This is a genomic window from Niveispirillum fermenti, from assembly GCF_052474395.1.
Window position 1 is genome coordinate 813,384 of the sequence record NZ_CP156681.1, and the last position, 22,550, is coordinate 835,933.

The 22,550-nt window shown below is 67.1% G+C and carries 19 protein-coding genes; 10 read left to right on the forward strand and 9 right to left on the reverse strand.

The window, feature by feature from the left end; translation table 11 throughout:
* Window positions 1-97 precede the first annotated feature (97 nt).
* From ABC728_RS15225 to ABC728_RS15235, 3 genes are all read left to right on the forward strand, one after another.
* Window positions 98-970, forward strand: a complete 873-nt coding sequence (locus ABC728_RS15225; RefSeq protein ID WP_416620927.1) for a 3-hydroxybutyryl-CoA dehydrogenase — start codon at window positions 98-100, stop codon at window positions 968-970.
* Window positions 971-1,135: 165 nt separating this feature from the next.
* Window positions 1,136-2,854 carry a L,D-transpeptidase family protein gene (locus tag ABC728_RS15230; RefSeq protein ID WP_416620928.1) on the forward strand — a complete coding sequence of 573 codons (1,719 nt, stop codon included), beginning with the start codon at window positions 1,136-1,138 and terminating at the stop codon, window positions 2,852-2,854.
* Between the two features lie 169 nt (window positions 2,855-3,023).
* Window positions 3,024-3,728 carry a YcbK family protein gene (locus tag ABC728_RS15235; RefSeq protein ID WP_416620929.1) on the forward strand — a complete coding sequence of 235 codons (705 nt, stop codon included), beginning with the start codon at window positions 3,024-3,026 and terminating at the stop codon, window positions 3,726-3,728.
* A 130-nt stretch (window positions 3,729-3,858) separates the two neighbouring features.
* Here the strand turns inward: ABC728_RS15235 and ABC728_RS15240 are convergent, their stop codons facing one another.
* Window positions 3,859-4,443, reverse strand: a complete 585-nt coding sequence (locus ABC728_RS15240; protein WP_416620930.1) for a regulatory protein RecX — start codon at window positions 4,441-4,443, stop codon at window positions 3,859-3,861.
* Between the two features lie 115 nt (window positions 4,444-4,558).
* Here ABC728_RS15240 and ABC728_RS15245 point away from each other — a divergent pair, with 115 nt between their 5' ends.
* From ABC728_RS15245 to ABC728_RS15260, 4 genes are all read left to right on the forward strand, one after another.
* A complete protein-coding gene (locus ABC728_RS15245) occupies window positions 4,559-5,362 on the forward strand; it encodes an ABC transporter permease (RefSeq protein ID WP_416620931.1) in 804 nt (267 codons plus the stop codon).
* Between the two features lie 31 nt (window positions 5,363-5,393).
* Window positions 5,394-6,224 carry an ABC transporter permease gene (locus ABC728_RS15250; RefSeq protein ID WP_416620932.1) on the forward strand — a complete coding sequence of 277 codons (831 nt, stop codon included), beginning with the start codon at window positions 5,394-5,396 and terminating at the stop codon, window positions 6,222-6,224.
* A 142-nt stretch (window positions 6,225-6,366) separates the two neighbouring features.
* Window positions 6,367-7,677: a GIN domain-containing protein gene (locus ABC728_RS15255; protein ID WP_416620933.1), complete on the forward strand. Its 1,311-nt coding sequence runs from the start codon at window positions 6,367-6,369 to the stop codon at window positions 7,675-7,677.
* Between the two features lie 22 nt (window positions 7,678-7,699).
* Window positions 7,700-7,927: a hypothetical protein gene (locus tag ABC728_RS15260; protein WP_416620934.1), complete on the forward strand. Its 228-nt coding sequence runs from the start codon at window positions 7,700-7,702 to the stop codon at window positions 7,925-7,927.
* Between the two features lie 474 nt (window positions 7,928-8,401).
* Here the strand turns inward: ABC728_RS15260 and ABC728_RS15265 are convergent, their stop codons facing one another.
* Together ABC728_RS15265 and ABC728_RS15270 are read right to left on the reverse strand one after the other, a co-directional pair.
* A complete protein-coding gene (locus ABC728_RS15265; protein WP_416620935.1) occupies window positions 8,402-8,983 on the reverse strand; it encodes an ActR/PrrA/RegA family redox response regulator transcription factor in 582 nt (193 codons plus the stop codon).
* Between the two features lie 50 nt (window positions 8,984-9,033).
* A complete protein-coding gene (locus tag ABC728_RS15270) occupies window positions 9,034-10,350 on the reverse strand; it encodes an ActS/PrrB/RegB family redox-sensitive histidine kinase (RefSeq protein ID WP_416620936.1) in 1,317 nt (438 codons plus the stop codon).
* An 86-nt stretch (window positions 10,351-10,436) separates the two neighbouring features.
* On the opposite strand from ABC728_RS15270, the gene ABC728_RS15275 reads away from it, so the two are divergent.
* Window positions 10,437-11,204: an ABC transporter ATP-binding protein gene (locus ABC728_RS15275; protein WP_416620937.1), complete on the forward strand. Its 768-nt coding sequence runs from the start codon at window positions 10,437-10,439 to the stop codon at window positions 11,202-11,204.
* A 55-nt stretch (window positions 11,205-11,259) separates the two neighbouring features.
* Here ABC728_RS15275 and ABC728_RS15280 read toward each other — a convergent pair whose 3' ends face one another.
* On the reverse strand, window positions 11,260-11,661 hold the full coding sequence (locus ABC728_RS15280) for a PilZ domain-containing protein (protein WP_416620938.1): 402 nt from the start codon (window positions 11,659-11,661) through the stop codon (window positions 11,260-11,262).
* 200 nt (window positions 11,662-11,861) lie between these two features.
* Between ABC728_RS15280 and meaB the strand changes: the two genes are divergently transcribed.
* On the forward strand, window positions 11,862-12,848 hold the full coding sequence (gene meaB / locus ABC728_RS15285; protein WP_416620939.1) for a methylmalonyl Co-A mutase-associated GTPase MeaB: 987 nt from the start codon (window positions 11,862-11,864) through the stop codon (window positions 12,846-12,848).
* A gap of 88 nt (window positions 12,849-12,936) precedes the next feature.
* Here meaB and ABC728_RS15290 read toward each other — a convergent pair whose 3' ends face one another.
* The 4 genes from ABC728_RS15290 to dnaN form a co-directional block, all read right to left on the reverse strand.
* Window positions 12,937-14,463, reverse strand: coding sequence for a class I SAM-dependent methyltransferase (locus ABC728_RS15290; protein ID WP_416620940.1), 1,527 nt, complete (start codon window positions 14,461-14,463; stop codon window positions 12,937-12,939).
* Between the two features lie 118 nt (window positions 14,464-14,581).
* Window positions 14,582-17,134, reverse strand: coding sequence for a DNA topoisomerase (ATP-hydrolyzing) subunit B (gene gyrB, locus ABC728_RS15295; RefSeq protein ID WP_416620941.1), 2,553 nt, complete (start codon window positions 17,132-17,134; stop codon window positions 14,582-14,584).
* A 57-nt stretch (window positions 17,135-17,191) separates the two neighbouring features.
* Window positions 17,192-18,352 carry a DNA replication/repair protein RecF gene (recF, locus tag ABC728_RS15300; RefSeq protein WP_416620942.1) on the reverse strand — a complete coding sequence of 387 codons (1,161 nt, stop codon included), beginning with the start codon at window positions 18,350-18,352 and terminating at the stop codon, window positions 17,192-17,194.
* Between the two features lie 118 nt (window positions 18,353-18,470).
* A complete protein-coding gene (gene dnaN / locus ABC728_RS15305; RefSeq protein WP_416620943.1) occupies window positions 18,471-19,589 on the reverse strand; it encodes a DNA polymerase III subunit beta in 1,119 nt (372 codons plus the stop codon).
* 271 nt (window positions 19,590-19,860) lie between these two features.
* On the opposite strand from dnaN, the gene ABC728_RS15310 reads away from it, so the two are divergent.
* Window positions 19,861-20,463, forward strand: a complete 603-nt coding sequence (locus ABC728_RS15310; protein WP_416620944.1) for a TetR/AcrR family transcriptional regulator — start codon at window positions 19,861-19,863, stop codon at window positions 20,461-20,463.
* Between the two features lie 209 nt (window positions 20,464-20,672).
* Here ABC728_RS15310 and ilvD read toward each other — a convergent pair whose 3' ends face one another.
* Window positions 20,673-22,532 carry a dihydroxy-acid dehydratase gene (gene ilvD, locus ABC728_RS15315; RefSeq protein WP_416620945.1) on the reverse strand — a complete coding sequence of 620 codons (1,860 nt, stop codon included), beginning with the start codon at window positions 22,530-22,532 and terminating at the stop codon, window positions 20,673-20,675.
* Window positions 22,533-22,550: the final 18 nt, after the last annotated feature.

Sequence of the window (22,550 nt, forward strand, 5' to 3'; positions counted from 1 at the left end):
GTCTTGCGGGACGGTCGGGTCCGGCCCGTGCGACATTGGACTATCCCCCCGCGCATGGGGGGTTCTTCTGGCTTCCAACCCTTCATGGGGACTTGCGATGATCGAGAAAGTGGGCGTGATCGGGGCCGGTCAGATGGGCAGCGGCATCGTGCAGGTATGCGCCGTGGCCGGCCTGTCGGTCGTCCTGTCGGACATCAATGCCGAACAGCTCACCAAATCGGTGGCCGGCATCGCCCGGAACCTCGACCGGCAGGTCGCCAAGGGCAAGCTGTCCGAAGCGGACAAGGATGCCGCACTCGCCCGCATCGTCACGGGCACGGACCTGTCCGTCTTCCATGACAGCGATCTGGTGATCGAGGCGGCGACGGAGGCCGAAGAGGTCAAGCGCATGATCCTGAAGGCGCTGGTGCCGAACCTGTCGCCCACGGCCATCATCGCCACCAACACCAGTTCCATTTCCATCACCCGTCTGGCCGCCGCCACCGACCGGCCGGCCAGGTTCATCGGCATGCATTTCATGAACCCGGTGCCGGTGATGCAGCTGGTGGAGATCATCCGCGGCATCGCCACCGATGACGAGACCTTCCAGTCCATCAAGGCGCTGACGGTCAAGCTGGGCAAGACGGCCGCCATCGCGGAGGATTTTCCGGCCTTCATCGTCAACCGCATCCTGCTGCCGATGATCAACGAAGCCGTCTATACCCTTTACGAGGGCGTGGGCGGGGTGGAGGCCATCGACACGGCCATGAAGCTGGGCGCCAATCATCCCATGGGCCCGCTGGAACTGGCCGACTTCATCGGCCTGGACACCTGCCTGTCCATCATGCAGGTCCTTTATGAAGGGCTGGCCGACAGCAAGTACCGCCCCTGCCCGCTGATGGTGAAATATGTCGAGGCGGGCTGGCTGGGCCGCAAGGTCGGCCGTGGCTTCTACGATTATTCCGGCCCGACCCCGCGCCCGACACGGTGATCAACCGCTGCCCCCGATGGCCGCCCCCGATGATCACCCGCCGACGGGTTGATCATCGGGGGCGGCCATCGGGCGTAGTACCGGCTTGGCCGGACGGTCACCTGTACCAACCAGCCCCACCGATGCTAGGCTGTTGCGATTGCGGAACAGCCGGCGGAGATGAGGGTGCGTTCTGTTGCATGGCGTTGTGTCGGGGCCGGGCTGCTGGCCGTCCTGCTGTCCTTTTCCAGCCCGGCCCCCGTTGGCGCCAGGGATTTCACCCAGGCCCTGCAGCAAAGGCTGACCGGCGGTATCGGCACGCCGGAAACCGACCGCGACAGCCAGGACCTGCTGACGCTGGACCGCTTCTATGAACAGCGCCAGTACAGGCCCGCCTGGATCGAGGAGGGCCGGCCCACGGCCCGTGCCGGCCTGCTGCTGGTCGCGCTGCAGAAGGCGCCCTCGGAAGGGTTGAACCCCGCCGATTACGGTGTGGCCCGTATCCGCAACCTGATGGAGCGCGGCGACAGCCCCGATGCGCTGGCCGAACTGGAAGTGCTCCTGTCGCACGGCGCGCTGGATTACGGCCGCGACCTGGCCACGGGCCGGCTGGCGCCCATGTCGATTGACAGCGAGCTTTACGTCGAAAAGCGCGAGATCGACCCGCTGGCCCTGCTGAACCGGCTGACCGGGGTGGAGGACCCCGCTGCGGAACTGGCGGGCCTGCCCCCGCGCCGGGCCGAGTATCAGCGGCTGAAAACCGCCCTGCAGCATTATCGCGAACTGGCCGCCGCGGGCGGCTGGAAGCCCGTGCCCCCGGCCGATGCCTCGCTGAAGCCCGGCAACAGCGATCCGCGCCTGCCGGCCCTCAGGGCCCGGCTGCGCGTCACGGGCGAGTTGCCGGCCGGCGCCCCGGTTCCGGCCGATGCCGATTTCTTCGATGATGCCACGGTGGCGGCCCTGAAGCGCTTTCAGCAGCGTCACGGGCTCGAGCCCGACGGGGTGCTGGGCCGGCAGACCCTGCTGGCGCTGAACATCACGGCCGACCAGCGGGTGGCCCAGATCGCGCTGAACATGGAACGCTGGCGCTGGATGCCCGTGGATATGGGCCGGGCCTATATCCTGGTCAATCTGGCCGCCTTCCACCTGTCCATCTTCGACCAGGGCAATGTGGTCCACGAGGCCAGGGTCGTGGTGGGGGCCAGTTCGACCCGCACGCCGGTCTTTTCCCGCAACATGAGCTATCTGGAGGTCAATCCCTACTGGCACGTGCCGAGCAGCATCGTGCGCAAGGAGATATTCCCCAAGGCCAGGCGCGACCCCTCCTATCTTGCCGCGCACGGGTACGAGCTGCTGTCCGACTGGTCGGAAACGGCCGTACCCATCAATCCCGCCTCGCTGGACTGGGCCCATATGACCAGCCTGCCTTACCGCGTGCGACAGAAACCCGGCGACCATAACAGCCTGGGGCGCATCAAGATGATGTTCCCCAACCAGTTCGACGTCTATCTGCACGACACGCCGGCCAAGAGCCTGTTCAACCGCGCCAGCCGCAGTTTCAGCCATGGCTGCATCCGGGTGGAGCATCCGTTCGACGTGGCGGAAACCATACTGCGGCTGACCGGCACGGTCGACTGGCCCCGCGCCCGGCTGGATACCGCCCTGGCCAGCGGCCAGCGCACGGTGGTGCGCCTGAAGCAGCCGATCCCCATCCATATCTCATATGTCACAGCCTTCGTTGCCGACGATGGAAGCACCCATTTCCGCTCCGACATCTATGGCCGCGATCGCAAGCTGGCCACCGCGATGCGCGCTTCCCAGGTGAAATGGGACGCTGTGGAGGCCGAGGCCCGCATGGCGCCCGGCGGATCGGCACCGGGCCAGACCCCGGCCGATCCCCTTTGAACCACCGGCCGGACCGGGCATTTCCCCCTTGCACCGGTCCGGCTGTTCTGCCATGAGTGCAATTGTGTCCTGCTTGTGGCGCGGGAACATTCGATGACATTGCGAAAGAGAGTGTCCCCGGCGCAACGGACGCAGGGGGTGCCGTCCAGCGTTTGAGGAGATTGGGGGCATGGTGGCACGGCCGCTGAAGACCGACCGACCCATTGGCGACCGACCCACTGGCGACCTGACCATCGAAAGCGGTGCGGACCTTTCATCCGCCGCCGGAACAGCTCCCTCTCACAGTGACCCCCTCGCCCTGAACGAGATGTCCGGCCGGCGCGGTTTCCTGCGCGGCCTGGGGGGTCTTTTCCTGGGCGCCGGAGCGGCCATCGCGGCCCCCACCATCCTGACCAGCCCCGCCGACGCCGCGTCGGTCAATGCCGCGCGCCGGTCCCTGTCCTTCATGTCGCTGCACACGAAGGAGAAGCTGCGGGTCACCTATTACGCCAACGGCACCTATGACAAGGGCGCCCTGTCCGACATCAACCAGATGCTGCGGGACTGGCGCACGGGCGAGGTTGGGACGATGGACCCCAAGCTGATGGACCTGCTGTTCCAGTTGCGCCAGCGGCTGCGCAGCGACGACCCGTTCCATGTCATTTCCGGCTATCGCTGCCCCAAGACCAACGCCATGCTGGCGTCGAAGTCCGACGGGGTGGCGACCAAGAGCCTGCACATGGTCGGCAAGGCCATCGACATCACCATGCCGGGCCGGCAGCTGGCCCGCATCCGGCAGGAAGCCGCGGGCCTGCGCCTGGGTGGCGTCGGCATCTATTCGAAATCCGGCTTCGTGCATGTCGATACGGGCAAGGTGCGCTATTGGGGGGCATGAGCCCCCGCCCTTCCCTGAAACCGCCATTGTGAAACCATCACTGTGAAACCTTCACTGTGAAACCATCACTGTGAAACCGCTGCTGAAACCGGTCTGCTGAGACAGGCGGCCGGTGACAGGGCGCCGCCCGTCAGGGTGCCAGCCCTTCCGGATCATCGGCGTCGATGACACGCCGCGCCGTTTCCAGATCGAATCCCGCCCGGGCCATGGCCGCGACATCCTTGTTGCGGCGGTCTTCCCGTGCGGTGCCCGTGCCGTCGCGGTCGGGCCGGAAGGCGCCCAGCCGGCGACGGCGGGCATAGGCGATGGCGGCCATCAGATCGGCCTGCCCGTCCTGCGATCCTTCCAGGCCGGACAGGGCGGCAGTGACCTGTTCCTCCGCCAGCCCCCGGGCCAGCAGCTTCTGCCGGATCGTGCGGGTGGACCCGCCGCGGCGCTGCAGACCGGATGCCTTCATCTCCGCATAGAGCGTATCGTTGAGCAGGCCGCTGGACTGGTAACGGGTGATCAGCGCCTCCACCCATTCCCGGCCCTCTGCCGGGTCGGTGCCATGCGCACGGGCCGACGCATCGACCCGGCGCAACAGCACACGGCGCAGATTGGCGGCGGAACTGGCGAACCGTTCCAGGTAATGCAGGGCAGCCCGGTCCAGATAGGCCGGGGTCACCCGTTTCACCTTCTGACCGCCGGCCGTCTTGCGCGTGTCGTCCGTCACTGCCATGCCCCTGCTGAACGGGGTAGCGTTGCCGACGGCGTGCTGCCCGTATACTGTCCCCCGAAACGCTGCCGGTTCCCGGCCCGCGATCCGACACGAAAGTTCCGACCGTCCCATGTCGCAACCGACAATCCCCATGCCCCGCCATGTCGGCGCCGTCAACTGGATCGGCCTAGCCACGCTGATCCGCAAGGAAATCCACCGGTTCCTGAAGGTCTGGGTCCAGACCGTGGCGGCACCGGTGGTCACCACGCTGCTGTTCTATGCCGTGTTCGCACTGGCCCTGGGGGGCGTGGTGCGGACGGTGGGGGATGTGCCCTTCCTGCTGTTCCTGGCGCCGGGCCTGATCATGATGGCCATTGCGCAGAACGCCTTCGCCAATTCCTCCTCCTCCGTCCTGGTGTCGAAGGTGCAGGGCAACATCGTCGATGTGCTGATGCCGCCCATTTCGGCCCTGGAACTGACGGCGGCCTATGTCATCGGCGGGGTGGTGCGCGGGGCCATGGTGGGGCTGGTGACGGCGCTGGCCATCACGCTGTTCGTGCCGCTGACGGTGCATTCGATCGGGTTCATCCTGTTCCATGGCGTGGCCGCCGCCTCGTTGCTGGCGCTGCTGGGCCTGATCGGCGGCATCTGGGCCGACAAGTTCGACCATATGGCCGTGGTGACGAATTTCATCGTCACGCCCCTGTCGTTTCTGTCGGGCACCTTCTATTCCATCGAAAGCGTGCCACCGACCTTCCGTTTCATCGCCCATCTGAACCCGTTCTTCTATTTCATCGACGGGTTCCGCTATGGCTTCATCGGCCAGACGGACGGCACGCTGGGCACGGGCATCCTGGTGATGCTGGGCATCAACCTGCTGCTGGGCCTTGTCGCCTGGCGCATGATCGCCCGCGGATACAAGCTGAAGGCCTGACGGCCGCAACCGGACCAGGAGCGCGCCTTTCATGTCGATGGATCAGGGCCACCGCCCGGCCGGGGCCTTCAATGCCGGCATCGACCGGCGGGTGCCGCCATTCCACTGGGTCGCCTTCGCCACATTATGCCAGCGGGAACTGCGGCGCATGGTCAAGATGGCCGCCGCCTTCCTGATCGCGCCGGCGTTGATGGCCATGATCTATTTCGTCTGCTTCCTGTTCGGGCTGGGACCGCAGCGGGGCACGCCGCATGGCGATGCCGTGCTGACCTATCTGGTGCCGGGCCTGATCATGCTGTCCATCCTGCTGCGCGCGGCGGAAAATGGCGGCTTCATGCTGCTATACAGCAAGATCGAAGGCCATATCATCGACGAGCTGATGGCCCCCATCGGCGCGCGGGAAACGGTGCCGGCCTATCTGCTGGCCGGTGTGGTGGCGGGCATGGGCAGCGGGCTGGTGGTCTGGCTCGCTTCCCTGCTGTTCTGGCCGCTGCCGGTGGAGCATCCGCTGATGGCCCTGGGTTTCGCCCTGGCGGGGGCGCTGTTCATGGCGCTGTGCGGTCTTCTGTGCGGGCTGGCCAGCACGAAATGGGACCATATCTCGGCCTATTTCACCTTCCTGTTCACGCCGCTCTCCTTCCTGTCGGGCCTGTTCGCGCCGGTGGACGCCATGCCGCCCCTGCTGGCCACGATCGTGAAGCTGAACCCCATCTATCACGCCATGGAGGGGTTCCGGCACGGCATGCTGGGGGCCGCGTCACAATCCCCCGCCCTGTCGGCCCTGTTCCTTCTGGCCAGCATCGTGCTGCTCTATGCGCTGGCGACACGGCTTTATGCATCGGGCTGGCGTATGAAGAGTTAAGCGACGGTAACAGGCGCGCTATCATCGGTTACAGCGCGCGGAAATTTGTAACCCCCCTGCAAATGCGGCGGACAGGGGGCACCGGGCAGCCGCATAGTCCCAAGGCGAGATACCGGAAGCGATGAGACACAGGAAGCGACCCATGGATGGCACCCTGTCCAGCAACCCGCCGCCCAGCCCTTCAGGCCGGCCGCGCCTTACCCCGGGCATACCGGCGGGCGGCATCGCCGCCATCCTGGTCGCCTTGGGCGTCATGGGGTGGAGCGTGCTGGCCGGCGACGCGGGTGACAAGGGCAACTCGCCTTTCCGGATCGTCGCCCCGATACCGCCCGCTCCGCCGATGCCCCCTTTGCCCCCGATGCCGGCCGCCCCGCGCAGCCCCGATGTGCGGGCGAATGTGGATCCGGCGGAGATCGAGCGGGCCGTGCAGGAGGCCATGCGCGGCGTCGATATGGATGCCACGCGCATGGAGGCGCTGCGCGCCGCACAGCAAGGGCTGGCGGAAGCCCAGCGCGGCCTGGCCGAGGCGCGCGAGCGCCTTCAGGCCGAGGGGCGGGAGATGCCGGCCATCGCCCAGGGCGCCCTGCGCATCGCTGAAATGGGGGTCGCCGCCGCGTCCGGCGCCGCATCCGGTGCGGGTGGCGGCACCGGCGTGAACATCAACAGCGACCCGGAAGGCGGCAGCTTCCTGCAAAGCTTCGACGCGCCAAAGGGCGTGCAGTTCGCCAACATCACCGGCAACATCACCGTCGAACGGTCCAGCCGTGCCAGCAAGGTCAGGCTGGAGGTGGAAGGCGGCGGCATGAATGCCGAGGTCCGCGACGGGGTGCTGACGGTACGGGCGATCGAGGGTGGCCGGCCGGCGGAAATCAACCTGACCATGCCGGACAAGGGGGACCTGACCGTGGTCGGCCTGACCGGTGACTTGAATGTCGGCGGCCGGTCGGGCGGCAAGCTGACCGTGCAGTTGAAGCGCGGCGACATTTCGGCCGAGCGGGTCGATGCCCTGTCGGTCGATATCCAGGAACGGGGATCGGTTTCCGTGCAGCGCGTTGACGGGCCGTTGCGGTTCGGCGTTTCCGGCATGGGCGAATTGTCGGTGGAACGGGTGGAAACCGCACAGATCGAGGTGCGGGGCCGTGGCACCGTGTCGCTGGGCCGGGTCAATGACGGGCTGACCCTGTCGCTGCCGGGCCAGGCAGAAATCGATATCGGCCGCGTCAACGGGGCCGTGAAGGCGGATTTCCCCGGCGCCGGCCGCGTCAGCATCGGGGAGGGTGATGCCGAACCCCTGCAGCTTACCCTGACCGGGTCCGGCAAGTTCGAGTTCAACGGCACGGCGCACGATCCCCGCATTTCGGCCAGCGGATCCGGCAATGTCTATATCGCCCGACATCAGGGCCAGGCCAATGTGCGCAATACCGGTTCCGGCACGACCTATGTCGGGGAATGAGGGTGGATAGGGGGACACCCGCATGGCCGTCCGCCGCCCCCCTTCACGACAGCCGCCGGCAGCATCGCCCGTACCGCCGGCCGCCGGTGAACTGGACGGGCGCATCCGGCAGGCGGAAGTGGAGCGGATGCGGCGCCAGGCGGCCGACCGCGGCTTTCAGGACCAGGTGAAGCGCGCGGCCCGTGACCGGGGCGAAGACCCGTATGAGATGCTGGCCCGGGCCATCCGGCGCCTGTTGCGCGGGGAATGATACCAGATTGCGGTAAGTGGAACGCATCGCAAATTGGTCCGGCGGCGACCGCCACAGCACCGCTCGTGCGGCGTGCCCAAGCCAACGGATGTTGGCGCCGGCATTTGAGGGCGGTGATCAGAGCCAACAGGTTCTGGTCACCGCAACGCAGTATGACGCCCCGTTTGGCCGGGCGCCCCCCGTCCACAGCCGGCGGAAATATGGCGGCGATACGGCGCGGGGCCGCCATATTGTCTTCGTTTGTCCCCGCACGGGTCCAATCGCGAACATTTTTGAGGGGTTTCATGGAGATGTCGGGAACGGCACGGCACGTCAGCCGTTACCGGTATACGAGCTCCCTGCTTCTCCTCCCTGACCTTCGTGGCCCCGGCTTTCGCCGGGGCTTTTTTTATGTGCGGACCGGCGGTCGCCCACCTATCAGGCGCCACCCTGCCCGACCGGACCGCGATGAACGGGACGGATCGCAGGGCGGTATCAGGCCTTGGGCGCGTGCTTGTTCAAGATGCGCTGCAGGGTGCGGCGATGCATCTTCAGACGGCGGGCCGTTTCGGACACGTTGCGGTCGCATTGTTCGAAAACGCGCTGGATATGCTCCCAGCGGACGCGGTCGGCCGACATCGGGCTTTCCGGCGGCGGGGGCAGGGGACCATCGGTCAGCAGGGCCGCTTCCACGGCATCGGCATCGGCGGGCTTGGGCAGGTAATCCACGGCGCCGAACTTCACGGCGGCCACGGCCGTGGCGATATTGCCATAGCCGGTCAGCATGACGACGCGGGCATCGGGCCGGGCATCGCGCAGGGCCTTGACCACGTCCAGGCCCGAGCCGTCGCCCAGGCGCAGATCCACGACGGCGAAGCGCGGTGCGCTTTCATGCGCCACCTCGATCCCCAGATGCACGCCATCCACGGCCACCACATCGAAGCCACGCCGTTCCATGGCCCGGGCCAGGCGGGTGCGGAAGGGCGCGTCGTCATCGACGATCAGCAGGCTGCGCGAGGCATCGCCGGTGAAGGTCAGCTTCGGCTGCTCCGCCGTTTCCAGCGATTGGTCCGTCATCACGGGGTCCCCCCTTTTTCGGTTGGGCTCTTCTAGATCAGCAAAGGTTTCTACACGGTGAATGTAGGATGTTTCCAGCGGATGGCTACCACGGCGCCGCCCGACTTGCCATTGGCGTATCGGACCGTGGCCCCGGAACGTTCAAGCAGGGTCTGCGCGATGAACAGGCCCAGCCCCATGTTCCCGGCCGCTTCGCGCGCCTGGGGATTGCGCCCGCTGACATAGGGTTCGCCCAGCCGGCCGACCAGCGTGGGCGGATATCCCGGCCCATCGTCGCGCACCGTGAGCGTCAGGCCCGGCGGCGCCCAATCGGCCGTGACCGTCACGCGGGACGCGGCGAACTGCATGGCGTTCTGAAGGATATTGGCCAGCCCATGCACCATTTCCGGCACCGACTGCACCTGGGGGGCCCCGTCTTCCGGTTCCCCCACTGTATCGATGACCAGATCGATGCCGTGGCGGGCATAGGGGCTGGCCGTCGTTTCGATCAGCGCGGCCAGCGGCACGATGGGTTCCGCCCCGCCCCGATCGCCCGGCCGCCGCGACAATTCGGCCAGGATGTCGCGGCAACGGGCGACCTGGCTTTGCAGCAGGGCCACATCCTCCGCGATGGGGCTGTCGGACGGAATGTCGCGGGCCAGTTCCTTGGCCACCACGGCGATGGTGCCCAGCGGGCTGCCCAGTTCGTGCGCGGCGGCGGCGGCCAGCGCGCCCACCGCCGAAACACGCTGCGCCCGGGCCAGCGCATCCTGGCTGGCGTTGAGTGCGGCCGACAGGCGGCGGGCACCGTCGGCCACCTGATAGAGATAGGCGGCGATGAAGCCCGCCGACAGGGTCAGCGCCGCCCATACCCCGAACCGGTAGAGCGCCGGCAGCCCCGCCGGCTCCGCCCCCGGCCAGGGCAGCGGCAAGGCGGCCAGCGCCAGCCCCGTGAAGCAGGCCACGGCCAGCGCCGTCAGCAGGATGACGGCATTGCGGCCCAGCGTGCTGGCCGCCACGGTCAGCGGTGCCAGCATCAGCACCGCGAACGGATTGTCCAGCCCGCCCGTCAGATAGAGCAGGACGGCCAGTTGCACCATGTCATAGGCAAGGTAGAGCACCGCCTCGCGGTCGCCCAGGAAGGGATGGGCCGCCAGCCGCCGGGCAGCATGCAGATTGATCAGGACCGACACCGCGACCCCCGCCAGGGCATGCACCAGCCGCAGGTCGAACTCGAACAGGGTCATGACCGTGGTCAGGGTCGCGAACTGGCCCGCCACCGCGATCCAGCGGATGGTGATCAGGGTCCGGGCGCTGACGCGGCCTTCCGACGCGGCCAGATGCGGGGCCGGCCGGGGCGTTGTGCTGTTGGTGATTGCCTCGCTCATCCCTATATCCCATGCTCAACCGGTAACCACCAAGACGGGGCCCCGCACTCTACGTTCCCGCCCGCCAGAAGGCCATACGACGTTCCATGCCGCCCGATGACCGTTCCGCCGTTCCCGCCATCCATGTCGAAGGCCTGACCAAAAGGTTCGACGCCCATAAAGCCCTGGACGCCATCAGTTTCGATGTGCCGGCAGGCAGCACGGTCGCGCTGCTGGGCGGCAACGGCGCCGGCAAGACGACCACCATCTCCATCCTGCTGGGCCTGCTGCTGCCGTCGGACGGGATCGTCCGGGTGCTGGGCCATGACATGCTGACGGAACGGTATCGCGTGCTGCCGCGGATGAACTTTTCCAGCCCCTATGTCGATCTGCCCCACCGGCTGACCGTGCGGGAGAACCTGACCGTCTATGGTCATCTGTACGGGCTGACGGGCCTGAAGCAGCGGATCGGCCGCATGGCGGAGGAACTGGACCTGGTGTCCATCCTGTCGCGCCCGTCCGGCAACCTGTCGGCGGGGCAGAAGACGCGCGTGGCCCTGGCCAAGGCGCTGCTGAACGATCCGGAATTGCTGCTGCTGGACGAGCCGACGGCCAGCCTGGACCCGGACACGGCCGACTGGGTGCGCGGCTTCCTGGAACGCTACCGGGCGCGCACGGGCGCCACCATCCTGCTGGCCAGCCACAACATGGCGGAGGTGGAGCGGCTGTGCGACCGGGTGCTGATGATGAAGGGCGGGCGCATCGTGGACCGCGGCACGCCGGCCGACCTGCTGGCCCGCTACGGGCGCGGCAATCTGGAGGATGTGTTCCTGGACATCGCGCGCGACCGGCGCCGTGCCGCCGCGGTGCCGTGAACGGCACTATCATCGGCGATGACGGCGGTGCCGGGCCGGCCAGCCGCCACGGCGTTCAGCCATCCCGACCGGTCAGCCATTGTGCAAGCCGTCCGCGTTCGGCCGCGGACAGGCCGTAGAAGGCGATGCCCATGCCGCCATCGCGGCGCCCATCCCGGCGCCAGGCAACGACCGCATCACCGGCAATATCCAGCCCGTCCAGGGTCAGCGTGAAGCTGAACCGGTCCTGCGGGTTCAGCAGGCCGCGATAGCCCAGCACGCTGAAACCGGCCCCGTTCACGGATGTGACGGCCAAAACCTGTTCATTGATGCGGGCCGCGACACCGGCCAGCGGCGGGCAGGCCCGCACCCGGCGGCGGAACAGCCGGGCCAGCCAATGGCGCAGCGGCGGGAGCGCGACGGGCCGGGCCGGGCCGATCGCGGCATTGCTGCTGGTACTGGCGGCGGAAATGACCATGGGGCGATCCGTCGGCACGGTTTGCGACTTGCCCAGCAGAACACAGGTGCTGTGCCGGGAAAACCCACACAGACGGCCATGTACAAAGGTGGATGCATGTTCCGCATCCCCCATGCGATTTGACTAGGCCGATGCGGCGCGCCACATTACGCGCCCCGCCCGCCGCCGCATGGCGCCCGTCCGATGACAGGAGGCCCCCGATGCCCGATGCCCTGCCCGTTGCCGATCTGGCCGACCGCGTCCTGGCCGGCGACCGCCGCGCCCTGGCACAGGCCATCACGCTGGTGGAAAGCACGCGGCCCGATCACCGCGCCCAGGCGGAATCCTTGCTGGCCACCGTGCTGCCCCATACCGGCAAGGGGGTGCGGGTGGGCATTTCCGGCGTGCCCGGTGTCGGCAAATCGACCTTCATCGAGGCGTTCGGCCTGCATGTCATCGGCCAGGGGCACAAGGTTGCCGTGCTGGCCATCGACCCGACCAGCCAGCGCACGGGCGGATCGATCCTGGGCGACAAGACCCGGATGGAGATGCTGTCGCGCGACACCCGCGCCTTCATCCGTCCGTCACCCGCCGGGGCCACGCTGGGCGGCGTGGCCCGGCGCACGCGCGAGGCGATGCTGCTGGTGGAGGCGGCCGGCTTCGGCGTCGTGATCATCGAAACCGTCGGCGTGGGGCAGTCGGAAACAGCGGTGGCCGACATGGTCGACCTGTTCCTGCTGCTGCTGCCGCCGGCGGGCGGGGACGAGCTTCAGGGCATCAAGAAGGGCATTGTCGAGTTGGCCGACATGATCGTCGTCAACAAGGCCGATGGCGATCTGGCCAATGCCGCACGCCACGCCGTGGCTGAGTATCGTCATGCGCTGGCCCTGCTGCGCCCGGCCAATGCCAGTTGGCGGGTGCCCGTTCTGTCCTGTTCGGCGTTGAACAATGCCGGTATCGACGGGGTCTGGGACAGCATCGGCGATTATCGCCGCATCCTGGATGACAGCGGCGATATCGACCGCCGCCGCGCCGATCAGGCCCGGGCCTGGATGTGGAACGAGATCCGCGAGAACCTGCTGTCCGCGTTCCAGGCGGACGGGGCGGTCCGCGCCGAATTGCCGGGGCTGGAAGCCGCAACGGCCGCCGGTGCGATCACGCCGGGCGCCGCCGCCCGACGGTTGCTGGACCTGTTCCGCCGGGTATGATGCCGGGCGACGGCCAGGACGTCGGGGGGCATATCATACCGTTTTGCGGTGAATTCCACTCATCGCAAGCTGGTATCACAAGCTGGTATCAGACGATCTGAAGCCTTTTCAGGACCGGCCAGGTCTCATTCGTGAACGTGGCGTCGCGACGGCGGAGTTCGGCGATATTGGCCTCCTCCTCCACGATCATCTGGCCGTCCTGGGAGAAGCGCTGGTTGCTTGCGCGCATATGGCTCCAGACCGATGCCACGGCGTCAACGCCCGCCAGATGGGCCGAGAACAGCATCTGGGTCATCTGATCCATCAGGAAGCCGCCCCCGGTCAGGGGAGAGGCCAGCACACCGATATCGGCGGAGAACCGGGCCCGCGCCAGCACGGCCCGGTTGAAACGATCGGTGTGCGGCTTGGCCGCAGCAGCCTTTTCCGGCGCGACGCAGGGATGCGCATTATCCTGAGAGGCGAGAATGGTCAGGGTCTGGCAGATCTGTCCGAAGGAGAGTTGGGGGAGCGCAGCCGCCAGTTCCCCCGCCGTGACGGGACCGGTGGCCAGATGCCGGATGATGGGCGGGAAGATCGAAGAACTGGCGCTCAACTCACCCATCGGGGTCGCGATCTTCAGATCCCGCAGGCTGGCTTCGCCAACCGTCAGGACGAAGGGTGTTTCCCGCCATATCGTCTCGCTGCGGAGACCATGAAGGGGTATGGGCCCCTTCACGAACAGGTCGCGTCTGAATTGCTGGTTCAGGATGTAATCCTTCAGCCCCTCGCGCCGCGTCCTGTTCTCCACATTGTTCAGCAGAGCCAATTGCTCCGTAGTGAATTGCAGATTATCGATCCCGTCGAGGGGACGCGCCGTCGCGATCCAGGTCAGCTTGATCGCCGCCAAATCCTCCACGACGTCCGCATGGTACATCGGGGTCCAGTGCCGATTGAAATATTCATGGGCGACATAGGCGCGCGGCTGGGTCCTGATCTGCTTCATCCGGGCGGCGACACCGGGATTGGCCTGGAAATATCGGGCATTGCCATCGGCCAGCGTTTCCGCGGCCTTCAACGCCTGTTCGATCCGGGCCAGGACCGGTATATCGCCACCCAGGGGCTGATCCATCAGCAGCCGCTGCAGGGGCAGCATCACCGCCCAGCCCGGCAGGGTGTTGTAGGAAATATAGACCAGCCCGCCGACCTTCAGCCGCCGGGCGATGAATGCCACGATGTGGCGCCGGTTCTCGGCACTGATCCAGCTATAGATGCCGTGCAGGACAATGATGTCGAAATCCGGCAGGTCCGTGCGCGCCGCCATCTCGGCAAAGCTGTCATTCAGGAAATGAATATTGGCCGTACCGGCCTCCGCCGCCAGCGCCTGGGCATCGGCGATCTGCGACGGATTGAAATCATTGGCATAAAACTGGATATCAGGGTTGGCGGCGGCCAGCAGGTTCACCGTGACCCCCTGTCCGCAGCCCAGCTCGCAATAGGTCAGCGGCTTGGCCGGATCGGGGGCCGTCTGGTTGGCAGCAAGGGCCGCGACGGCCAGCAGGCTCGGGCTCAGCTCCCGGTAAAAGCCATGGGTATAGTTGGTTTCCGCCATATACCCTTCGGACCAGCCGTTCGCCATCTGCCATCATCCTTGCCACAGCCGTCCCGGTCGCGGGACACCTGTTCTGTCATCCGAATTTGCGCCTGTGCGGGCAATCAGCCCGGGCCGCCTGCGGCCCATTCCCGCCCGCCGCTGGTCAGACGTCCAGGTTCGCCACCTTCAGCGCGTTTTCCTGGATGAAGGCACGGCGGGGTTCCACCACGTCGCCCATCAGGGTGCTGAACACATCCTCCGCATCATCGGCATGGTTGACCTTGACCTGCAGAAGCGAGCGGACGGCCGGGTCCAGCGTGGTTTCCCACAGCTGGTCGGGGTTCATCTCGCCCAGGCCCTTATAGCGCTGGATGGTCATGCCATGGCGCCCCTGGTCGATCACCCCCTCGAACAGAGAGGATGGCCCGGTGACAAGCCGCAGGTCCTTCACCCGGTGGCGCAGCGTTCCGGCGATGCCATAGGTGGTCGACAGATAATCCTGCATGGCGTCCAGCCGCCTTGCCTCCACGCTTTTCAGCAGGTCGGCATCCAGCACATGGCGATGGGTCACGCCGCGGCGCGTGCGCAGCAGCACGATGCCGTCGGCGTCCGCCGTGCCCTGCCAGCCGCCGATGGCGGCCGGCGTGGCATCGCTGGCCACACTGTCGCCCATGGCCAGGGCGCGGTCGCGGGCCAGGATGTTCAGCCGCTCGGCCACCCGGTCGGCCAGCAGCGCGGTACGCGCCGGGTCGTCCAGCAGGCGGAGCGACAGGGCGCCGACAATGGCCGCCTGTTCCACCACGTCACGGTTCCCGGCCTTGCGCGACAGGGCCTGGATCGCGGACCGGGCGGCGCGGGCCTGTTCGACCAGACCGCGCAGTTCGTCGCCGCCCCTGGCATTGCCGTCGGGGGCGACCAGGAAGACATCGTCCGTGCCCTGGTTGATCAGGTAATCCTCCAGCGCGCGGTCATCCTTCAGGTAACGTTCCTTGGCCGTGCCGCGCTTCACGCGGTAAAGCGGCGGCTGCGCGATGTACAGGTAACCCTTTTCGATGATGTCCGGCATCTGCCGGTAGAAGAAGGTCAGCAGCAGGGTGCGGATATGGGCGCCGTCCACGTCGGCGTCCGTCATGATGATGATCTTGTGGTAGCGCGCCTTTTCGATATTGAACTCGTCACGCCCGATGCCGGTGCCCAGTGCGGCAATCAGCGTGCCGATTTCGGCCGAGGACAGCATCTTGTCGAAGCGCGCCCGCTCCACGTTCAGGATCTTGCCACGCAGCGGCAGGATGGCCTGGTTCTGACGCGACCGGCCCTGCTTGGCCGACCCGCCGGCCGAATCCCCCTCCACGATGAACAGTTCGGACAGGGCCGGATCACGTTCCTGGCAATCGGCCAGCTTGCCGGGCAGGCTGGCCATGTCCAGGGCCCCCTTGCGGCGGGTCAGTTCGCGCGCCTTGCGGGCCGCCTCGCGCGCGGCGGCGGCTTCCACCACCTTGCCCACGATCTTGCGGGCATCGCCGGGATGCTCCTCGAACCAGGTGGACAGCGCATCGGCGCAGATCGCCTCCACCACCGGACGCACTTCGGACGAGACCAGCTTGTCCTTGGTCTGGCTGGAGAATTTGGGGTCCGGCACCTTGACGGAGATGATGCAGGTCAGGCCTTCGCGCATGTCGTCGCCCGACAGCGCCACCTTCTCCTTCTTCAGGATGCCGCTTTCTTCCGCATATTTGTTGACCGTGCGGGTCAATGCGGCGCGGAAGCCGGCCAGATGGGTGCCGCCGTCGCGCTGCGGGATGTTGTTGGTGAAACACAGCGTCGTCTCGTGATAGCTGTCGTTCCACTGAAGCGACACTTCCACACCGATGGGCACGCCCGCCTCCGACGCGCGTTCCCCCTTGGTATAGATGCCGGGCTTGTGCAGGGCCGTCTTGGACCGGTCCAGATAGGCGACGAACGCCTCCAGCCCGCCCTCGTAGAACAGTTCGACCGTCTTCGGCTCCACCCCGCGCGCGTCGGTGAAGACGATCAGCACGCCGGAATTGAGGAAGGCCAGCTCCCGCAGCCGGTGTTCCAGCGTCTGGAAATCAAACTCGGTCCTGGTGAAGGTGGCCTTGGACGGCAGGAAGGTAACCTCCGTCCCCGTCAGGACCTGACCGGCGCGCTTGCCGTCGGCAATCAGGGGTGCGGGGCCGACATCGGCCAGCGGGGCCGTGGCGTCGCCATGGGCGAAACGCATTTCCCAGACCCGGCCCTGGCGCCAGATGCGCAGGTCGAGGATTTCCGACAGCGCGTTCACCACCGACACGCCCACCCCATGCAGGCCGCCGGATACCTTGTAGCTGTTCTGGTCGAATTTCCCGCCGGCATGCAGCTGGGTCATGATGACCTCTGCCGCCGACACGCCCTCCCCCTCGTGGATACCCACGGGGATGCCGCGCCCATTGTCCCGCACGGTGACCGATCCGTCGGCGTTCAGGCAGACCTCAACCTTGTCCGCGTGGCCGGCCAGCGCCTCGTCGATGGCATTGTCCACGACCTCATACACCATGTGGTGCAGGCCCGACCCGTCATCGGTGTCGCCGATATACATGCCGGGGCGCTTGCGGACGGCGTCCAGCCCCTTCAGCACCTTGATGGAACTGGCCCCGTATTCCTCGGCAGCGGCGGAAACGGAGGGGGTGGCGGAGGGGGTGTGTTCGGTATTCGTCATGGTGCCGGAGTGTAGCAGAAAGTACCGTTGAACAGGGGTAAAAGCGTATTATCGCTGTCAGAATTCCGCATGGCACAGCCGCGATTGCGCGACCGTGACATGGGTGGCGGACGCCCCCAGCGGGCGGAAGATGGCGGCATCGGTGCCCGTCATCCAGGCCTGGCTGCCGGTGGCCAGAATCTCGTCGAACAGGGCCAGGCGGCGGCCTTCATCCAGATGGGCGGCCACCTCGTCCAGCAGCAGCAGCGGGGCCTTGCCCGTTTCCGCCCGCATCAGCCGGGCGTTGGCCAGCACGATGGCGATCAGCAGCGCCTTCTGCTCGCCCGTGCTGCCCAGCTCGGCGGGCATGTCCTTGGCGCGATGGGTGACGGAGAGGTCGGAACGGTGCGGGCCGATGGTGGCACCGCCGGCCACGGCATCCACCCGCCTTCCCTCGGCCAGGGCCCTGCGGAAAGCCTCTTCGGCTTCCAGCGCCGGCCGGCCGGCCAGCAGGGCGTCGATGGCCCCCGTCATGGCGATGCCGGGGGCCGGAAAGGGCCCCACCCCCTGCGCCGCCGCCACTTCCAGACGCCTTGCCATATCGGCACGCGCGGCGGCGACCGCGACGCCCATTTCCGCCATCTGGCCTTCCAGCGTGCCGAGCCAGGCGGGATCGACGGGCCCGTCGCGCAGGATGCGGGAGCGTTCCCGCATCGCATTCTCGTACTTGGTCAGCCGTCCGGCATGACCGGGATCGAAACCGAAGACCAGCCGGTCCAGGAAGCGCCGGCGCCCCGCCGAGCCTTCCAGGAACAGGCGGTCCATCTGCGGGGTCAGCCAGACGACGCAGATATGGTCGGCAAGCGCGATCTGGCCCCTGGCGGGCCGGCCATCGATCTGGACCAGCCGCCGCTCGCTCTCCCCCGCGCCGGGGTCGCGGCCCGTGCCGATCTCCACCGGGCCGGCGGCCGTCGCCACACTGGCCGCGATGGCCCAGCCGGGACCGCCGGTCCAGTCGGCGGCCGCGCTGTCGCCCACACGCTCGACCTCCGACAGTTTGGCCCGGCGCATGCCGCGGCCGGGCGCCAGGAAACTGACGGCTTCCAGGATATTGGTCTTGCCGGCGCCATTCTCCCCCGTCAGCACGACAGGCCGCGCATCGCATTCCAGACGCGCGCTGGCATAGGACCGGAAACGGGTCACCGTCAGGCGGGTGACGGCCAGGCTGGGAAGGCTCATGACCTTGTCATTCGGGAGGCCGCCGGAAGGGGGTGGGGTTCAGCCGGCAGAACATGCATCCGCCGGCCGCCAGCGGGCCACCCCGGCTCCGGCTGCAAAGCCCCCGCAAAGCCCCTTGTCACACGCGCATCGGCATCAGCACGTAGAGCGCGGAGGCGTCATCGGCATCGCTGACGATGGTGGGCGAGGCGCCGTCGGCCATCTGGAACCGGGCCTTGTCGCTTTCGATCTGGCCCGTGATGTCCAGCAGGTAACGGCTGTTGAACCCGATCTCCATCGGGGCCGCGTCATAGGCGACCTCCAGTTCCTCCGTGGCGGAACCGGCATCGGCGGAACTGGCCGACAGGGTCAGCGTCTGGGCGCCCAGCGCCAGCTTCACGGCCCGCGACTTCTCCGTGGAGATGGTGGCGACGCGGTCGACGGCGGCGGCAAATTCCTTGGCCTTGACCTCCAGCACCTTGTCGTTGCCGGCCGGGATGACCCGCTCATAATCGGGGAAAGTGCCGTCGATGAGCTTGCTGGTCAGCACGATGCTGTCGAAGGCGAAGCGCACCTTGGTTTCGGAAAGCTGCACCAGGATATTGCCCGCCACCTCGTCCAGAAGCTTGCGCACTTCCAGCACGGTCTTGCGCGGCACGATCACGCCGGGGATGGCGGCCGCCCCCTCCGGCAGGGGAACCTCCACCCGGGCCAGGCGGTGACCATCGGTGGCCACGGCGCGCAGGGCGGTACCTTCCCCGCCCTTGGGCTTGGGCGCATGCACATAGATGCCGTTCAGGTAATACCGGGTCTCCTCGGTGCTGATGGCGAACTTCGTCCGGTCGATCAGCGCCTTCAGGGCCGATACCGGCAGTTCGAATCGGTGCGCCAGATCACCCTGCGTCATCTGCGGGAAATCATCCACGGGCAGCGTGCCAAGCTGGAACTTCGACCGGCCGGACCGCAGCGTCAGCACGTCCCCCGTGGCATCCAGCTCCACCTGGCTGCCGTCCGGCAGCTTGCGGGCGATGTCATAGAGCGTGTGGGCGGGGGCCGTGGCCGATCCGGGCCGGGCAATCTCCGCCGGCACGCTCTCCACGATCTCCAGATCCATGTCGGTGGCGATCAGCGACAATTCGCTGTTTTCCGCCCGCAACAGCACGTTGGACAGGACCGGGATGGTGTTACGCCGTTCGACAACGCTCTGCACATGCCCGAGGGAGCGAAGCAGGGCGGCACGTTCGATGGTGATCTTCATCCTGGGTCCGGTTGGTTGTCGTCCCCGGAAATATCCCACGCAAGGGCGATGTCCGGAAACGTTGCTGTTGGCGACAATCTCCCCCGCCGGCTGGCCGGAGGGGGCGCCACCATAGCAGCAAGGCCCCGCCCGGAACAGGGGTTTACTGCGGGGTGGACACCATGTCTGACGGACAGGTTCCGGCCTTCCATCCTGGTTCCCCGGACGGCATTGTTGTCCGACACCCGTTGTATAACGAATGTCTGATATAACCAGCGTTACAGGAACTGCGATGCCGGCTGTGGTGGATCACGAAGCCTGCCGACGCGCCGTGGCAGAAGCGACGGCCGAGCTAATCACGTGCCGGGGGATCGACGCGGTGACGGTGCGCGACGTGGCACGGGCCGCCGGCTACAGCACGGCCATCATCAGCCATTTATTCACATCCAGGGCCGACCTGCTGTCCCACACCTACCGGTCCACGCTGATGCGGGCACGACAGCGGATGGAAGCGGCCCTGACGGCGCCGGAAGGGGGCGGGCTGCGCGGTTATCTCGCGGCCCTGCTGCCATTGACGGCAGACCAGCGGGGCAACTGGCGGGTCTGGGTCACCTTCTGGTCCATGGCCATCGCCAACCCGGCCTTTGCCGCCGAACAGAAGCGGGTCACCCGTCAGATCACCGACCGGCTCGCCGCGCTGCTGGCCGATCACGGGCTGGACGAGGCGCAGGCGCGGGCCGGGGCGCGCCGCCTGCTGATCCTGGTCCATGGGGTGGCCACCCAGGCATTCTTCGACCGCGACCATTGGCCGGCGGAAGAACAATGGCGGCTTCTGGACCGGGAACTGACCGCCATCGGCCTGCCGCCCGTGACGGGCGGACAGGGCGCTCCCTGACATCCGGCAGACGTCCGGGGGCACCCGGCCGAAGCCCTAACCCGGCCGAAGCGTTATACCAACTTGCGATGAGTAGAACTCATCGCAAGTTGGTCCGGCGGCGACTGCCGCCGCGCCGCTCGTGCGGCGCAGCCAAGCCAACGAATGTTGGCGCCGGCAATTGAGGGCGGTGACCAGAACCAATAGGTTCTGGTCACCGCAAAATAGTATTACTTGCGGCGGTTGAGCTGGCTGACATCGCGCACCGCGCCGCGGGCCGCCGAGGTGGTCAGGGCGGCATAGGCCTTCAGCGCCTGACTGACATGGCGTTCCCGGGGGGCCGCCGGCTGCCAGGCGTCCAGGCCCCTGGCCTCCATCGCGTCGCGGCGGCGGGCCAGTTCGGTATCCGGCACGGCCAGATGGATGCGGCGGTTGGGGATGTCGATCTCGATCCGGTCGCCTTCCTCCACCAGGCCGATGGTGCCGCCCTCCGCGGCTTCGGGGCTGGCATGCCCGATGGACAGGCCCGACGTGCCGCCGGAGAAGCGGCCATCGGTGATCAGCGCGCAGACCTTGCCCAGCCCCTTGGACTTCAGATAGCTGGTCGGATACAGCATCTCCTGCATGCCGGGCCCGCCCTTGGGCCCTTCATAGCGGATCAGCACGACATCGCCCGCATTGATGCGGTTGCCCAGGATGGCGCTGACGGCCGCATCCTGGCTTTCGAACACGCGGGCGGGGCCGGCGAAGACCAGGGCGGAGGCGTCGACGCCCGCCGTCTTCACGATGCAGCCATCCACCGCCAGATTACCGAACAGCACGGCCAGGCCGCCATCCTTGCTGAAGGCGTTGCCGACCGACCGGATCACGCCCCCGGCCCGGTCCAGGTCCAGGTCGTGATAGCGGCTGGACTGGCTGAAGGCGATGGTGGTGCGCACGCCGCCGGGTGCCGCCTTGAAGAATTGATGCACCTCGGGATTGTCGGTGACGGCCACGTCCCAGCGGGCCAGTGCGTCGGCCAGGCTGTCGGCATCGACGCGGCGCACATCGGTGTGCAGCAGGCCGCCGCGGGCCAGCTCGCCCAGGATGGACATGATGCCGCCGGCCCGATGCACATCCTCGATATGCACATCGGCCACGGCGGGAGCCACCTTGCAGATGTTGGGCACGCGGCGCGACAGGCGGTCGATGTCGGCCATGGTGAAATCCACCTCGCCCTCGTTCGCGGCGGCCAGCAGATGCAGCACCGTGTTGGTCGACCCGCCCATGGCGATGTCCAGCGCGATGGCGTTCTCAAATGCCTTGAAGCTGGCGATGGACCGGGGCAGCACGCCCTCGTCGTCCCCCTCATAATAACGCTTGGCCAGGCCGACGATGCGGCGGCCCGCTTCCTCGAACAGGGCGCGGCGGGCCGAATGGGTGGCCACCACGGTGCCGTTGCCCGGCAGCGCCAGGCCCAGAGCCTCCGTCAGGCAGTTCATGGAATTGGCCGTGAACATGCCCGAGCAGGAACCGCAGGTGGGGCAGGCCGACCGCTCGATGACCTGCACCTCCTCATCGGTATATTTGTCATCGGCTGCGGCGACCATGGCGTCGATCAGGTCGATGGCGATGTCCTTGCCCTTGACATTGGCCTTCCCGGCCTCCATCGGGCCGCCCGACACGAAGATGGTGGGGATGTTCAGGCGCAGCGCGGCCATCAGCATGCCGGGCGTGATCTTGTCGCAGTTGGAGATGCAGACCAGCGCATCGGCGCAATGGGCGTTGACCATGTATTCCACGGCATCCGCAATCACCTCGCGCGAGGGCAGGGAATAGAGCATGCCGTCATGGCCCATGGCGATGCCGTCATCCACCGCGATGGTGTTGAATTCCTTGGCCACGCCGCCGGCCGCCTCCACCTGGCCGGCCACAAGCTGTCCCAGATCCTTCAGATGCACATGGCCGGGTACGAACTGGGTGAAGGAATTGGCAATGGCCACGATGGGCTTGCCGAAATCCTCGTCCTTCATGCCGGTAGCGCGCCAAAGGCCACGGGCGCCGGCCATGTTGCGGCCATGAGTGCTCTTGCGGGAACGAAGCTGCGGCACGGGGGTCTTCCTTCAACC